This window comes from Faecalibacter bovis (assembly GCF_017948305.1).
GTDB lineage: Bacteria > Bacteroidota > Bacteroidia > Flavobacteriales > Weeksellaceae > Empedobacter > Empedobacter bovis.
On sequence record NZ_CP072842.1, the window covers coordinates 473,943 to 488,025 of the forward strand.

The following is a 14,083-nucleotide window of genomic DNA, read 5'->3' on the forward strand; positions in this document are numbered from 1 at the left end:
AATGATATCCTATTTTAAGTGTAGAATTAATATTTAAAATTGACTTAAAATACCAAAATGTATTTTTGATTCTTTAAAATCAAAAGGTGTATTTTCTGTTTTACCAACCGCATAACTTAAATTAAAAATTCCAATCTTAGTCATAAATGATAATCCTGTTCCGAAACTGATGAAATTTGTATTCAAATCCATTCGCTTATTATCGATAAACGCATAATCTCCGAAAACACTAACGTAAAATCCTTCATTAGGTAAAAAGCGATATTCCAAACTTCCTATTCCGTAAAGGTTCGCAATAATACTTTCCTCGTTAAAACCTCTAATACTACCAAAACCACCAATTCGGTACAATTCGTTTTCAGATAACAAATCATTTTCATCTAACAAAGTTTTAAAACTAACTGCACCTTTTAAATAATGTTTTTTATAAAACTGAAAAATTCGATAAGTTTCTAAACCTATTTCGTATTGTTTTGAATTTTCATTGACGATCTCTTCAGTCAAAGAAAAGTTTTTTTCTTTCTTTTTAATCGACGATGCAAAAACACGCAATAATGATTTTCCTTCCATTAACTGAAATGGATGACGAACAAAATATTCGTAACTTAAACCAATTCCCGTTTTATTAAAATCGTCATAATTCTTAGCAAAACTTTCATCATCTAACAAATAATTTGATGTAGTATAAGATAAATTCGCTCCTAAACTTGAGTTTGGATTGATTTGATAAAATAAACGTTCGTTCAAATCTAAATTGACGAAAACAGAATCTTGTTTAAATAACTTAAATTGAGTTTCGGATCCAATTGGTGATTTAAATAAATAAGGTAATTTAACTCGAATATCTAAAGTTGTATTTTTATTTGCCGTTCCGATCCAATTCAATCGAATTTGTTCTAATCCATTAAAAATATTATTCATTTCTAATTGAACATTTCCATTTAATTTGAAATCGCCATTTTCATCATTCCCGAAACCTAAAATTCCGTCAAATGTATTTGATTTAACTTTTTTTGGATACAGATAGATAATGGTAGAATCTGGTCTAAACAAAGTTTGTGGCTCTTGCAACTGCACAATGTAATTCGTATTTTGCATAACGCTACTTGCATTAGCAAGAACAGATTCGTTATATATTTTTCCTTTTTTTAGGCCTAAACCATGTAGAATATAACCTTTAGAAAGTTTAGTATAACCAACAGATTTTACAGCATCAATCTTTCTTTGTACACCTAAATTTAGTTTTAATTCTATTTTTTGTTCGTCTTTGATGTTTCCATGTGGAATTAACTGAACATTTGTAAATGAAAAACCATTTTTATCTTGTTCTTCGATATATTTTGATAGAATAGAATCTAAATTATTCGTAGGATTGAAATCTTGATTTTTGAAAATCGTTTCATTTTTAACCCAAATATTTTTAAAGTTTTTTCCTTTATTTAAATAAATTTTATCGGCTTTGATTGAATCTATTTGTAGTGTATAAAACCCAATTGTAGCTAACGAATCAAGCGCTTTTATTTTGTCTTGAGAATAAAAATCAAATTCGTAGCTATTTTTTTGTTCGTTCCATCTATAAAATTCAGTTTTGTTTTGTGCAGAAATGCTAATCCCACAAAGAAATAAAAAAATACAATAGATGTAGAACAAGTGTTTTAACATTAAGGTTAGAGATTAAAATAATTGATTTATAAATATATATGATTAAAAATCATTTTTAATCAAAGAAAAACCAATTATTTTTGAGCAAATTTAAGATTAATGTTGAAGTTTTTTAAAATTACGGGATATTTAGAAGCACTTTCTGCTATTGCTTTATTCTTTTTCGCAATGCCAATGAAGTATATTTTTGATGATCCAATTTGGGTTACTCATATCGGACGTATACATGGTGGATTATTTATTCTTTACATGGTATTGGTTTATATCTTAAAAGAGAAATACAACTGGTCTTGGAAAATATTTGCTATATTTTTTGTCGCATCTATCATTCCAGGAGGTACAATTTGGGCAGACAAACGTTTGATTGAAGGAAAAAAATATAATAATAACTAAATCTCGAAAGCTAAGAATGTTAAACTCTTAGCTTTTTTTGTATATTTATACTAACTACAAAATTATGAAGAAACGAATAAATATATCTTTACATCCCGTTTTTGTCTTGATTTCGAGTGTATATTTATTAATCTTTATAACATACGGAATAAAAAACTTTAAGGGATTATTAGGAATAGGAAATCATCAAGATGAAGTGATAGGATTGATCATATCAATCTTAGCTGTGTCTTTTTTTATATATTTAGCATTGGTTAGATACAGAAGAATTGAGATTTATGAAAATCGATATGTATTAAAAAGTATCGTAGCGTCAAGAACAATTTATAAACAAGATATAGATTCTATTCGTAAAGTTCCTGTAAACCTCTTCAACTTAAAATTAGGTAGTATTGGTGTGATGGGTATAATTAGTTTCGCATCATCAGGAGAAACCTACAATGTATCAGACATGAGTAATACGCTGCGAATTGATTTAAAAAATAACGAGGTTTTACACATCAGTTGCGATATCCCAAAAGAGATTCTAAACAAATTAATATAATAAAAGCTGAAGTAATACTTCAGCTTTTTTATTTTGTACTATTTAAATTTCTAATTTCGGTACGAATTATCCTTATTTAAAAGGTGTAATTAAAACTTATAAGTTATTTAAGACTTTATAATTGAAATGATATAAAACAAAAAAAGCTCAAGAAAATAAATTCTTGAGCTTTTTGCCTTGTACCTCAGGCGGGACTTGAACCCGCACGTCCTAATGGACACAGGATTTTAAGTCCTGCGTGTCTACCAATTCCACCACCAAGGCCTCCAACTTTCGTAAAGAAAAGTTAGAGCGGGAAACGGGACTCGAACCCGCAACATTCAGCTTGGAAGGCTGACGCTCTACCAATTGAGCTATTCCCGCAGTATTGAAAAATAAATTAATTTAAAAAGTACCTCAGGCGGGACTTGAACCCGCACGCTCTAATGAGCACAGGATTTTAAGTCCTGCGTGTCTACCAATTCCACCACCAAGGCAAAATTAATTTATATTTTCTGTTATTTCAAAGAGCGGGAAACGGGACTCGAACCCGCAACATTCAGCTTGGAAGGCTGACGCTCTACCAATTGAGCTATTCCCGCGTAATTATAAGATGAATTAAAAAAAGTACCTCAGGCGGGACTTGAACCCGCACGTCCTAATGGACACAGGATTTTAAGTCCTGCGTGTCTACCAATTCCACCACCAAGGCAAAATTTAATTATCTTATTGTTATTTCAAAGAGCGGGAAACGGGACTCGAACCCGCAACATTCAGCTTGGAAGGCTGACGCTCTACCAATTGAGCTATTCCCGCGTAAATTATTTATTCAAATTTTAAAAAGTACCTCAGGCGGGACTTGAACCCGCACGCTCTAATGAGCACAGGATTTTAAGTCCTGCGTGTCTACCAATTCCACCACCAAGGCAAAATTTGAATATTATTTAATATTTCAAAGAGCGGGAAACGGGACTCGAACCCGCAACATTCAGCTTGGAAGGCTGACGCTCTACCAATTGAGCTATTCCCGCGATTGTGAGTGCAAATATAGAGCAGGATTTTGAAATACCAAACTTTTGAAAATGTTTTTTTCAAAGGTTTATCAATCTTTTCTCATAACTATTTAATAACAAAAATTTTACAGCAATTAAAAAAAATCATATTTTTTACTTTAAGATATCTTCAAAGGCTGAAAATGTTGATTTCGCTTCTAAATAACCGATATCGAAAATTTCTTTCATTTTAGATTTTGATGTTTCAAATGTGAAATATTTAGTTAAATCTGCTGGTTCAAGATACCAATCACATAAATTCTTATGTAAATGAGTATTATTATTCATCATAATTTCGAAAGATCGCAACGTTATAGATTTTATTGTTTTTAGGTTTTCTGCAGAAGTTTCGACAACAGGATTCACATTAGAACCGATTAAATAATCGCAATGACCTTGTATAGCATTGACTGGAAAATTATTTAACATTCCACCATCACTATAAATAATCCCATCAATTACTACTGGTGAAAATACAGCTGGAAATGCGCATGAAGCCAAAACTGCCTTTTTAGCAATAGTATCTTTACCAAAAATTTTTAACCTTCCACGTTGCATGTCAGTAGCGGAAATGTAAACTTGTTTATCCAAGTCACCAATGGTCATATTTCCTAATTCTTTATCTAAATAAACTTCTAATCGATCAATATCAAATAATCCGGCTTTTTTTGTAGTAATATAATTCCAATTAAAAAATGAAACCGTCTGAAATAATTCTAATATCTGTTGTGGTGTTTTTCCTATTGCATACATTGTTCCTACAATTGCACCTGCACTCGTCCCTGCTATAATTTTTGGAGATATTCCTTTTTCTTCTAAAAATTGTAAAATTCCTGCATGTGCTAAACCTCTATGTCCACCTCCAGATAATGCTATTCCGAATACTGCGTTTATCATTTAATTTAATTTGTTTAAAATTATTAAAACTAACGAGTACTTTATGTATTTTGGATAAAGAATTATTGAATTAAAATAAATCTAACAAATAAAAAAAGTGCTGTGTAAATACAGCACTTGTAATAACTTTATTAAAATATGATTAGATGATTTGTTCAGAAACTTCTTCCCATTCTAACATCTTAGATTCTAAATCTTGCTTAGCTTTAGTATATTCATCAAGTTCTGCTTGCGATTGATTACCTTCAGCCATATGTGATTCGATTTTAGCAACTTTATTTTCTAAAGTTGTAATATCAGCTTCAATTTTTGAAAGTTTATTCTTTAAACGTTTTTGTTCTTTTTCTTCTACAAAAGATAAAACACGTTTTGCTTGTTCAATCTTAACTTCGATTGATTTTTCCTCTTTCGGAGCAGCTAGAATATTACCTTTTTCCACTTCACGGAAGTTTCCAGCTTTAATTTCTGCTAAATAATCATCAATACCCGATAAATATTCTTTCACTTGTCCGTTTCTAAAATCGAAAACTTTATCCACTAAACCTTCAAGGAATTCACGATCGTGAGAAACTAATATTAACGTACCTGTATATTTTTGTAAAGCCTTTTTCAATAATTCTTTCGATACAATATCCAAGTGATTCGTCGGCTCATCCATAATTAAAACGTTAAATGGACGTAATAATAATTTACAAAGTGCCAAACGATTTCGTTCACCTCCTGAAAGAACTGAAACTTTTTTATCTACAGCATCACCACCAAACATAAAAGCTCCTAAATAATCGCGAACATGTTTACGTGTTTCTTCTGTAGCCGAATTTTCAGCTTCTTCTTGAACCGTTAATTTGTCATTTAAAACGTGTGCTTGATTTTGAGCAAAATATCCAATTTCTACATTATGACCGTGTTTTATCATACCTGTAAAAGGTTGATCGCCCGTTATACAACGTGATAAAGTTGTTTTTCCTTGACCATTTTGACCTACAAAAGCAATTTTTTCACCACGGTTTACATAAAACGAAACACCATCAAAAACTTGATGATCACCAAAAGAAACACCGACATTATCTAATTCGAAAATAATTTTTCCTGGTTGTACAGCATCAACGAAACGAATATTCATTTTCGTAACATCATCACTTTCGATTTCGATACGATCAATCTTATCTAATTTCTTAATTAAAGATTGCGCCATCGAAGCCTTGTTCGCTTTTGCACGGAATTTAGAAATTAAATCTTCCGTATGCTTGATCATTTGCTCTTGATTCTTCTGCGCTTGTTCTAATTTAATACGACGATCTTCGCGTAATTCAAGATACTTTGTATAGTTCGCTTTAAAATCAGAAATATGACGATTTGCAATTTCGATTGTACGATTTGTTACGTTATCTAAGAATTGACGGTCGTGCGAAACTAAAACCACAGCACCAGCATAATCTTTTAAGAAATCTTCTAGCCAAATAATCGAATCAATATCTAAGTGATTCGTAGGCTCATCTAAAAGCATTACATCATGCTTTTGAAGTAATAATTTTGCCAATTCGATACGCATACGCCAACCACCAGAAAATTCTTCCGTTGGACGGTGAAAATCAGAATTTTTAAATCCTAAACCACCTAAAATTTGTTCGATTTCAGCATCTTTTGTATAACCACCTAATAAACCGAAACGATCCGTAAGAGTGGAAATATCTTCAATTAATTTAGCATATTCGTCAGATTCGTAATCTGTACGTTCTGCTAATTCTTTGTTCACAAAATCAATACGTTCTTGGATTTCGACTAACTGTTCGAAAGCAGAATCTGCTTCTTGCCAAACTGTACGACCTTGTACAAAGTCGATATCTTGCGATAAATATCCAACAGTAACTTCACCTTCGTAAACGATTTCACCTTCAGAAGGTTGATCTTGCTTTGATAATATTTTTAATAAAGTTGACTTTCCAGCACCATTTTTACCAACTAAACCTACGCGGTTACCTTTGTTGATACGAAATGAAACATCTTCAAATAAATATTTTCCTGAAAAGAAAACTCCTAAATTTTGTACTAATAACATTTTGCAAAAATAATCTCTTTTATTCGCTTTATAAAATTTTACTTAGAAGTTGTTTTAAAAGCCAGAAAATAAAATACGATTGATAAAATTAATGCCAAAAATGCTGGAAGCATATAGGCTAAAATAAGATTGATTTGTAGAGATGAAATCGGCGGAATCTCAACTAATTTAAAAAAATGAATTAAACTTAAAACAACTGTTATTAGAAGAGAAATATTCCAATTTAATCGGTTTTTATAAGCTAAAACAAATAGAATAAAATAATTAATTGCAATGGCTATAAATCCTAAAACAATTTTAGTTTTTACCAATTGTTGCAATTTATTTGAAATTCCGAATTTATCAGTTTTATCTGCGAAATAAGAAAAAGATTCTTTTCCCATCGAGGCAATAAGATCTAATAATTCTAAATCAATAAAAATGAAAAATTGTTTAATTCCAAGCAATAGTAATAATCCAGCGATAAACTGGAAAAACATATTTTTATAGTTCGTCATTTAACAAGGTATAAAATCGTGAAATATCTGATTCTTTGTCTAAAATAGTTTCGTTTTCTAAATAATTGTATAAATCTTCCACCATTACAGGTGCCAACATGGTTCCTCGCGTTCCCATACCATTTAAACAAATTAAATTTTTATATTTTGGATGCGAACCAATAATCGGACGACGATCTGAAACCGTAGGTCGGATAGATGCTTTTTGATCAATAACTTCTATTTCATCAGACAAAAATTGATTTAAACCATTTACTAAATTTTCTTTTGCAGCTTCAGTTGTTTGATAATTTACATTATCACGATCGTAAGTTGCGCCAACAAAGTATTCGTTATTTCCTAAAGGCATCAAAAACTCTTTCGCTTTTACAACTGCGTCTGGTAAATTCGCGTTTGTTTTTACTCTTAACACTTCGCCTTTTACACCAATAATTGGCAATTGATTAAACCAAGGATTCTGTTTTATATGATAACCTTCTGCGAAAATAATTTTCTTTGCTTCAATTTCTTTATAGATAACTTTATCATCAAATATTTGTAAAGTTTCATAATCGAAGGATTCATCTAAACATAAATCTTTTCCTAATAAATAGTCTTTAAAATCTGGTAAAAGATTTGTTAAATCTATACGTCCTGTATGCTGAACTTCTCCTGTACCTAATGGCTGTTTTATATTTGAATAATGATCTAATTTTGTAAAATCTTTAGATAAGAAAATATTCAAATCTTCTCGATCAGATTTCTTTAACCATGTTTTTTTTTCATTCTCATCATTAAAGATTCTAAAAACTGGAAATTCGTATAAATATTTTTGGTTTAATAATTGTTCAAAGGAACTAAATACTTTCTTCAACAATTGTATTTGGTAAATAGCATTCCAAACGATAGCAAATCGTTTTAGAACAACAGGATTATAAATTCCGGCTGCAATAGCAGAAGCTTTATGTGCATTATCGTCAATAACGACAAAAGATTTATTATTTTCTAATAATTTAAGTGCCATACAACTACCTGCAACACCTTGCCCAACGATAATATAATCTACAGTTTTCAAAAAATTCTATTTAAGATTACAAAGTTAAGAAAGTAAAATCGACTAAAAACAACTTAAGTTAATTAACACTCATTATGATTTACGTATTTTACAGTTTATCAATTTTTTTGATCGCGTCTGTATTGGTTCCTTTTATTAAAAGCGATCATTGGACCATTCGCGTTTTTGATTATCCCAGATTTCAGAAACTCGTATTAATCATTATTTCCTTTATCATTTGGCTATTTATAGAAGATAAAACCATTTATGATGATTTTATTTTAGGCTTACTTGGGATTTGTACAATTTATCTTTTTTGGGTTATTATTCCTTATACACCGTTAGGAAAAAAGATGATTGATCAAGTAGAATTGAAGGAAAATGAAGTTCCATTCAATTTATTAGTTACCAACGTTTATCAAGACAATACACAATATCAAAAATTAGTAAACTTGATTGAAAAAACGAGTCCTGATGTAATTTTTTTATTGGAAACAAATCAAGCGTGGATGGATAATATCAAATCTGCGACAAATAAATATGAATATAAAATTGAAGTTCCTTTAGAAAATACATACGGATTATTATTCTACTCAAAATTACCAATTAAACACTATGAGGTAAATTATTTGATCAGTACCGAAATCCCATCCATCGTTGTTGATGTGGAATATAATAATGAAATTATAAGATTATATGGTTTGCACCCTACTCCACCCGTTCCACAAGAAAACGAAGAAAGTACTGAACGTGATGCTGAAATTTTAATTACAGGGAAAGCTGCTAAAAATTACGGCAAAGCTTGTATTGTTTTTGGTGATATGAATGATGTCGCTTGGAGTAGAACAACTCGTTTATTTTTGAAAACATCACAAATGTTAGATCCACGTCGTGGACGAGGAATGTACAATACTTTTCATGTAAAATATTGGTTTTTTCGCTGGCCTTTAGATCACTATTTTTTAAGTTCTCAGTTCAGATTAATTGATATGAAAATTGAAGATTCTATCGATTCAGATCATTTTCCAATTTCAATATCTGTTGTTTTAAGAAAAGATGATACATCAGGCGAAATGCGATTAGATGCTGAAGAAAAGCAAGAAGCTAAAGAAAAAATAGAAGATGGCATTGAAAAAGGTGATGCTAATTAATAAACATAAAAAAACCTGCTCAGTAACTGAGCAGGTTTTATTTTATGAATAAAGTATCTAATTAGTAATTCCACATATCAGACTCTTGTTGAATAATAGAGTTTCTGATTCTGTTGTGTTCTTCTAATTGTGATTTTGCATCTTCTGGAATATATTCGTTAATTGCCTTAACCCCTACATTCGTTTGAGCTTTATAAATGATCGAAGAAAATCTTCTTGCATTTAATACTTCGTCGTAAGTAATACTTGAAGTTGAGTTCTTAGGATTGAAAATTGTAAAGTTTGATAATTCCTTACGAGCATCTGGATACCAAATCCAGAATAAAGGGAACATCTCATTACTTTCGATACCAGCCATACGCGCTTGAGTCGTTTGTGCTTGGATATCTTTAGATAATAATGCTAATCCTAATAAACGGTATTTTAATTCACCTACACGACGGTCAATGTACCATAATCCTTTTACTTGGATCATACGAACATCATCATTATGTAATTGGTGTTTTAAAACTCCCTCACCTTCAGCTGGAGTTTCTCCATTAGCTGCTAAATCATCTAAGAAAGCCTGATCTACTTCAACAAATTCTAATTTACTTACAATTTGATCGTAGTCTAATCTTTGAGTGAAATCATCTGTAGCATATACTTCTTTAATACGACCACTTTTCATTCCATCCATTAACACTTCGTAAAGTGATTTAGTGTTTTGAATGATTTCATCGCCTTTTTTAGAATATGGCTGATTTAATCTCTCTTTAAGATCGATTGTTTCCCAAACTACTTTAGACCAGATGATATCTTTGTCTTCAATAAACCCATAAGCTAATGGCTCTACTTCAGTGCTGATAGAATCACCTGCTTCATTAATAACTAATTTGTTAGCTCTTTGCTCTCTTAATTCTTCTGGTGATTTAGCATTTAACACGTTTTGTGCTAATGCTGCTGTAGACATTAAGAATGATAATCCAACTAAAAGATACTTCATATTTCTTTAATTATTTTATAATACTTCGATAGATACAATAGAAGCGTCTCCTGATTGTCCTAAAGAAGATTTGTATTTAATGTTGATGATTGAGATGTTATCTCCACGTTTCGCTTTAGAGATAGAAGAAGCTCCACCTAAGCTGTTTCCATTAACACGTTCAATCGGACTTCCAGGAACTTTGATGCTGAAAGATTCAACTTCACCTTTAACAGGGAATAAGAAGTCTGGCCAATCAACACGAACTCTTTGGCTTGCTAAAGAAGCCTGAGGAACTCCTGCATGTGTTTTACCCATAACAACACCACGTGCTGGTGGTAATGGTTTAACACGGAAAGTTTCACGAACTGTTAAAGTTTTTCCTGAAGAAGCTTTAGCTGTCGCTGTAAATACAACCTCGTTTCCTGATCCAGGCATGTGGTTCCATTTGTTAGCGCCTGCACCAGATAAAGAACCTGCTGAAGCAGTCATAGATACTGGTCCATTAGCTCCGTTAATTGTTGCAGAAACTGGGTTTTCAACACCACGGTAAACTACTCTTAAGTTATCAGCAACGATAGAACCTCCTGTTGGATCTTTCTCGATAATTTCAGCCGCTTTCACGTCTAAAGTTTGAGCAACAACTTGGTAAGTTGATGGTACGATCGGAACAGTTTTAGTTGATCCATCTTGTGCTTTGTAAGTTAAGTTACCTGTTAATTTGTGAATTCCAACAGAACCTGTATTTAATTTAATAGCTGCTTTACCGTTCACGATACTTGCGCTACCAACTGATGTTTGAACTGATCCAGTAATAGAGTTATCGAAAGCTCCTAAAACAACATTTAATGTTGCTTCGTCACCAACTTTAACAATACCTGGAGATAAGAACATCCCTTCGAAAGCGTTTAACTCGATCTTCTCTTTTAACTTACCAGCTAATAAATCACGAACGATATTACCTTCTTCCGTACGAGCATCAGCTTGTAACTTTGTTAAGTTAGATAATGCTGCAACCATTGGTTGGTCATAGAATTTTTCTTGTAACCAAGATTTCTTTCCTTTACCTTGAGCTTCAGTTGAGAATACTTGATTGATTCTTTTTGTAGCATTAGCATCATCTTTAGTGAAAGTTAATAAAAATTGACGGAAACCATCGATTTTAGAAACTAACTCTTGTGCTTTTGCATTACCGTTATCACCACCTTCTCCTTTAAATAATAAAGATACTACTGGCTCTGAATTTGCTAATAAATTATAATCAGTTTCTTCAGCTCCTGGTTGGTAATCTGCTCCTTTTAATTCAGTTTTTAAACTTTCAATGTAAGCATAAAAATCGTTCGCTTGTTTTTGAACTTCTTTTGCTTTTACATCAATAGCTTTATAATCTTCCTCTTCTTGTGCTTTCTTAGAAATATTCGAATAGAAAGTATTATTATTTTCAGTAGTCAACCCTGTTGACGACTCCATTGTCAAATAAATGCTCTCAAATGATCTTAAAACTTCACGATCTACATTTAACGCCATCATAGCGATAAATACAAGATACATTAAGTTGATCATCTTCTGGCGAGCACTTCCTCCTCCTGCCATAGTGTTTCAGTAGAATTAATTAATATTAAGTTTAATAATTAAGCAATGATTAGTTATTGTTTTTCATTGCCTGTAACATTCCACCGTAAACTTTGTTTAAAGCATTGATGTTAGCTGATAAAGCTTGCATCTCAGTTAAGAATTTCTCAGAGTGACCAGAAGATTTTTGCATCTCCTCGATGAATTGTTTGTTTAATTCTACTTGTTTGTTAGAGTTTTCAATTTGTTGAGCGTATAATGTATTTAATGCATTTACATTAACTGCTGCTTTAGAAATCTCGTCGTTGTATTGTTGTGTAGCTGCTGCTGCTGTAGTCGTTTTGTTGATTTCAGAAACTGCTGCTCCGAAGTTATCTAAAGAAGAACGTAAGCTTTCAAATACTTGCTTGTCTAATTTAGCTTCAGCTAAAACTTTGTCTAATTCTTGAGTTAAAGAGTTACCTGCTGCTGCAACTGCTGCTGTTTTCTTAGCAACTGGTGCACCATCTAATAATTCTGGGTAAGCTTTTTCCCACTCGTATTGACCTTGTGGTTGATCGAAGATTGCAGCATAGAAGAATACTAATGCTTCTGCTACTAAACCTACTGTTAATAAAACGTTACCATTTAATGGTCCGATTGAGATGTGAGTAATTTTAAATAATGCCCCTAAAATTACGATACCTGCGAAAAAACTATAAATAAAATTTGTTATACGTTCTTTCTTACTTGCTTGTACTGCCATGTGTGTTAATAATTATTTGTTTGTGTATAATTTCTTATTTAGATCTTCTGTAAGTTACTTTAGATCCATCAGGGAAAGGTTGTACTGTACGGAATCCTACGAAAGAACGAGCTGAATCTTTGTGCTCTAAATCTCTTGTAGAAACCATTAACATGTAACCAATGTCTTTCCAAGATCCTCCTCTTACAACCATCTTAGTCTCATTAGTAGATGTGATCGATGGATTTAATGAAGATGCCATTTGGTAAGATGTTCTGTTATGTGGAGATAATGTCCACTCTGCTACGTTACCAGCCATGTCGTATAAACCGTATCCATTAGGGTGGAAAGATTTTACTGGAGCTGTGTACATGTAACCTGTTTTCTTACCTTTAGTAATTTCGATATAATCACCACGTTTTGGTTTGAAGTTCGCTAAATAACATCCTCTATCGTCTGTTAAGTAAGGTCCTCCCCAAGGGTAAGGTGCATTTTGAATTCCACCTCTTGCAGCGTATTCCCACTCAATTTCTGTAGGTAAACGGTAACTAATCACTTTCGTTGCAGATCCGTTTTTCTTTTTCTTTCTATTTAAAGCGATATTGTGGTATCTAGTTCTAAAGTCTGCAAATGCATTCGCTTGATTCCAGTTTACTCCAACTACTGGGTAATTTGCGTAAGCTGTGTGCCAAAAGTAATCTTGATGCATTGGATCATTGTAAGAGTAGTTAAAATCTCTTACCCAAACTGTAGTATCTGGATATACGTTAACTTGAAATTCTTTTCTAAAATCAACTTGGAAAGTTCCACGTTTTTTAGCAGCTGCCATTTGGTCAACCACTACATAAGAGTAGTTTAATTTACGAGTATCAATACGACGCTCTCCATTCATTCTTTCCTCTGGTGGGAAATATAAACCTTCCATAACCTCTGTATAATCTACATCTGGATATTTATATTTATCCCATTCTAATTTTACATCCCAGTTTAACTTACGTCCGTCCATGGTATTACCATCACGTCCAGTGTTAGCTTGTTGGATGTATTCATCGTATGGAGTACCTTCTCCATCTTCAGATCCAGAAATATAAGAATAAGCACCAATTCCGGCGTCAGAACCACCTGGATTCATAGGATCAAATCCTAACTCTTCTGCTTTGATTGCTAAAGATGTTCTAGCGATAGAATCTTTTACATAATTCACAAAAATCTGATACTCAGAGTTTGTAATTTCCGTATCATCCATAAAGAAACCAGCAACCGAAACTGTTTTTACAGGCGCATCATTGTTTTGTGTAAAGTCATAATCACTTTGACCTAACACAAATGATCCTCCAGGAATTGGAACCATCCCTTTTGGACGAGCTGGAGTCCATGCAGTTGATGATTTCGAGGTGATCTGTCCATCATGTTTATTACTACTTCCTCCACTCTTCAACATTTTACATGAAGAAAATGAAAGAGACAGTAATAAAGTACTTACCAAAATTCTATTCATTCTGTTATAGATTTATTTTATACAGGGTTGTAAAACTATTATTTTATTTAAAATTATA

The 14,083-nt window shown here is 32.1% G+C and carries 12 protein-coding genes and 8 tRNA genes; 3 read left to right on the forward strand and 17 right to left on the reverse strand.

Features of this window, described 5'->3' with window-relative positions; translation table 11 throughout:
* Nucleotides 1–33 precede the first annotated feature (33 nt).
* Nucleotides 34–1,662: a BamA/TamA family outer membrane protein gene (locus tag J9309_RS02360; protein ID WP_230476843.1), complete on the reverse strand. Its 1,629-nt coding sequence runs from the start codon at nt 1,660–1,662 to the stop codon at nt 34–36.
* A gap of 99 nt (nt 1,663–1,761) precedes the next feature.
* On the opposite strand from J9309_RS02360, the gene J9309_RS02365 reads away from it, so the two are divergent.
* Together J9309_RS02365 and J9309_RS02370 are read left to right on the forward strand one after the other, a co-directional pair.
* A complete protein-coding gene (locus J9309_RS02365) occupies nt 1,762–2,055 on the forward strand; it encodes a DUF3817 domain-containing protein (protein WP_230476844.1) in 294 nt (97 codons plus the stop codon).
* Nucleotides 2,056–2,119: 64 nt separating this feature from the next.
* Complete coding sequence (locus tag J9309_RS02370; RefSeq protein WP_230476845.1) at nt 2,120–2,599, forward strand: hypothetical protein; 480 nt, start codon at nt 2,120–2,122, stop codon at nt 2,597–2,599.
* 180 nt (nt 2,600–2,779) lie between these two features.
* On the opposite strand, the gene J9309_RS02375 is transcribed toward J9309_RS02370, so the two are convergent.
* The 12 genes from J9309_RS02375 to J9309_RS02430 all read right to left on the reverse strand — a co-directional run bounded on the left by J9309_RS02375 (nt 2,780) and on the right by J9309_RS02430 (nt 8,137).
* Nucleotides 2,780–2,863: transfer RNA gene (locus tag J9309_RS02375), tRNA-Leu, on the reverse strand.
* A 26-nt stretch (nt 2,864–2,889) separates the two neighbouring features.
* Nucleotides 2,890–2,962 (reverse strand) — tRNA-Gly (locus tag J9309_RS02380).
* Between the two features lie 29 nt (nt 2,963–2,991).
* A tRNA-Leu gene (locus J9309_RS02385) sits at nt 2,992–3,075 on the reverse strand.
* Between the two features lie 32 nt (nt 3,076–3,107).
* Nucleotides 3,108–3,180: transfer RNA gene (locus J9309_RS02390), tRNA-Gly, on the reverse strand.
* A gap of 26 nt (nt 3,181–3,206) precedes the next feature.
* Nucleotides 3,207–3,290: transfer RNA gene (locus J9309_RS02395), tRNA-Leu, on the reverse strand.
* Nucleotides 3,291–3,321: 31 nt separating this feature from the next.
* A tRNA-Gly gene (locus J9309_RS02400) sits at nt 3,322–3,394 on the reverse strand.
* A 28-nt stretch (nt 3,395–3,422) separates the two neighbouring features.
* Nucleotides 3,423–3,506: transfer RNA gene (locus J9309_RS02405), tRNA-Leu, on the reverse strand.
* Between the two features lie 30 nt (nt 3,507–3,536).
* Nucleotides 3,537–3,609, reverse strand: a tRNA-Gly gene (locus J9309_RS02410).
* A 135-nt stretch (nt 3,610–3,744) separates the two neighbouring features.
* Nucleotides 3,745–4,527 carry a patatin-like phospholipase family protein gene (locus tag J9309_RS02415; RefSeq protein ID WP_230476846.1) on the reverse strand — a complete coding sequence of 261 codons (783 nt, stop codon included), beginning with the start codon at nt 4,525–4,527 and terminating at the stop codon, nt 3,745–3,747.
* Nucleotides 4,528–4,669: 142 nt separating this feature from the next.
* On the reverse strand, nt 4,670–6,586 hold the full coding sequence (locus tag J9309_RS02420) for an ABC-F family ATP-binding cassette domain-containing protein (protein ID WP_230476847.1): 1,917 nt from the start codon (nt 6,584–6,586) through the stop codon (nt 4,670–4,672).
* A 38-nt stretch (nt 6,587–6,624) separates the two neighbouring features.
* Nucleotides 6,625–7,065, reverse strand: a complete 441-nt coding sequence (locus J9309_RS02425) for a hypothetical protein (protein WP_230476848.1) — start codon at nt 7,063–7,065, stop codon at nt 6,625–6,627.
* A gap of 4 nt (nt 7,066–7,069) precedes the next feature.
* Entirely contained in the window at nt 7,070–8,137 is a 1,068-nt protein-coding gene (locus J9309_RS02430; protein WP_230476849.1) for an NAD(P)/FAD-dependent oxidoreductase, read from the reverse strand.
* Between the two features lie 74 nt (nt 8,138–8,211).
* On the opposite strand from J9309_RS02430, the gene J9309_RS02435 reads away from it, so the two are divergent.
* Nucleotides 8,212–9,267, forward strand: a complete 1,056-nt coding sequence (locus J9309_RS02435; RefSeq protein ID WP_230476850.1) for an endonuclease/exonuclease/phosphatase family protein — start codon at nt 8,212–8,214, stop codon at nt 9,265–9,267.
* 61 nt (nt 9,268–9,328) lie between these two features.
* Here J9309_RS02435 and porN read toward each other — a convergent pair whose 3' ends face one another.
* Genes porN through porK form a run of 4 tightly spaced genes read right to left on the reverse strand, consistent with a single transcriptional unit; the run spans nt 9,329 to nt 14,025 of the window.
* Nucleotides 9,329–10,252 carry a type IX secretion system ring subunit PorN/GldN gene (porN, locus tag J9309_RS02440; protein WP_230476851.1) on the reverse strand — a complete coding sequence of 308 codons (924 nt, stop codon included), beginning with the start codon at nt 10,250–10,252 and terminating at the stop codon, nt 9,329–9,331.
* 15 nt (nt 10,253–10,267) lie between these two features.
* Nucleotides 10,268–11,824 carry a type IX secretion system motor protein PorM/GldM gene (gene porM, locus J9309_RS02445; RefSeq protein ID WP_230476852.1) on the reverse strand — a complete coding sequence of 519 codons (1,557 nt, stop codon included), beginning with the start codon at nt 11,822–11,824 and terminating at the stop codon, nt 10,268–10,270.
* A gap of 49 nt (nt 11,825–11,873) precedes the next feature.
* On the reverse strand, nt 11,874–12,548 hold the full coding sequence (gene porL / locus J9309_RS02450) for a type IX secretion system motor protein PorL/GldL (RefSeq protein WP_230476853.1): 675 nt from the start codon (nt 12,546–12,548) through the stop codon (nt 11,874–11,876).
* Nucleotides 12,549–12,582: 34 nt separating this feature from the next.
* Entirely contained in the window at nt 12,583–14,025 is a 1,443-nt protein-coding gene (gene porK, locus J9309_RS02455) for a T9SS ring complex lipoprotein PorK/GldK (protein ID WP_230476854.1), read from the reverse strand.
* Nucleotides 14,026–14,083: the final 58 nt, after the last annotated feature.

Excerpts from the sequence above, each read along its gene's own strand:
- J9309_RS02360 (WP_230476843.1), bottom strand. The coding sequence starts at position 1,662 with ATGTTAAAACACTTGTTCTACATCTATTGTATTTTTTTATTTCTTTGT.
- J9309_RS02365 (WP_230476844.1), top strand. The coding sequence starts at position 1,762 with ATGTTGAAGTTTTTTAAAATTACGGGATATTTAGAAGCACTTTCTGCT.
- J9309_RS02370 (WP_230476845.1), top strand. The coding sequence starts at position 2,120 with ATGAAGAAACGAATAAATATATCTTTACATCCCGTTTTTGTCTTGATT.
- J9309_RS02415 (WP_230476846.1), bottom strand. The coding sequence starts at position 4,527 with ATGATAAACGCAGTATTCGGAATAGCATTATCTGGAGGTGGACATAGA.
- J9309_RS02420 (WP_230476847.1), bottom strand. The coding sequence starts at position 6,586 with ATGTTATTAGTACAAAATTTAGGAGTTTTCTTTTCAGGAAAATATTTA.
- J9309_RS02425 (WP_230476848.1), bottom strand. The coding sequence starts at position 7,065 with ATGTTTTTCCAGTTTATCGCTGGATTATTACTATTGCTTGGAATTAAA.
- J9309_RS02435 (WP_230476850.1), top strand. The coding sequence starts at position 8,212 with ATGATTTACGTATTTTACAGTTTATCAATTTTTTTGATCGCGTCTGTA.
- porN (WP_230476851.1), bottom strand. The coding sequence starts at position 10,252 with ATGAAGTATCTTTTAGTTGGATTATCATTCTTAATGTCTACAGCAGCA.
- porM (WP_230476852.1), bottom strand. The coding sequence starts at position 11,824 with ATGGCAGGAGGAGGAAGTGCTCGCCAGAAGATGATCAACTTAATGTAT.
- porL (WP_230476853.1), bottom strand. The coding sequence starts at position 12,548 with ATGGCAGTACAAGCAAGTAAGAAAGAACGTATAACAAATTTTATTTAT.
- porK (WP_230476854.1), bottom strand. The coding sequence starts at position 14,025 with ATGAATAGAATTTTGGTAAGTACTTTATTACTGTCTCTTTCATTTTCT.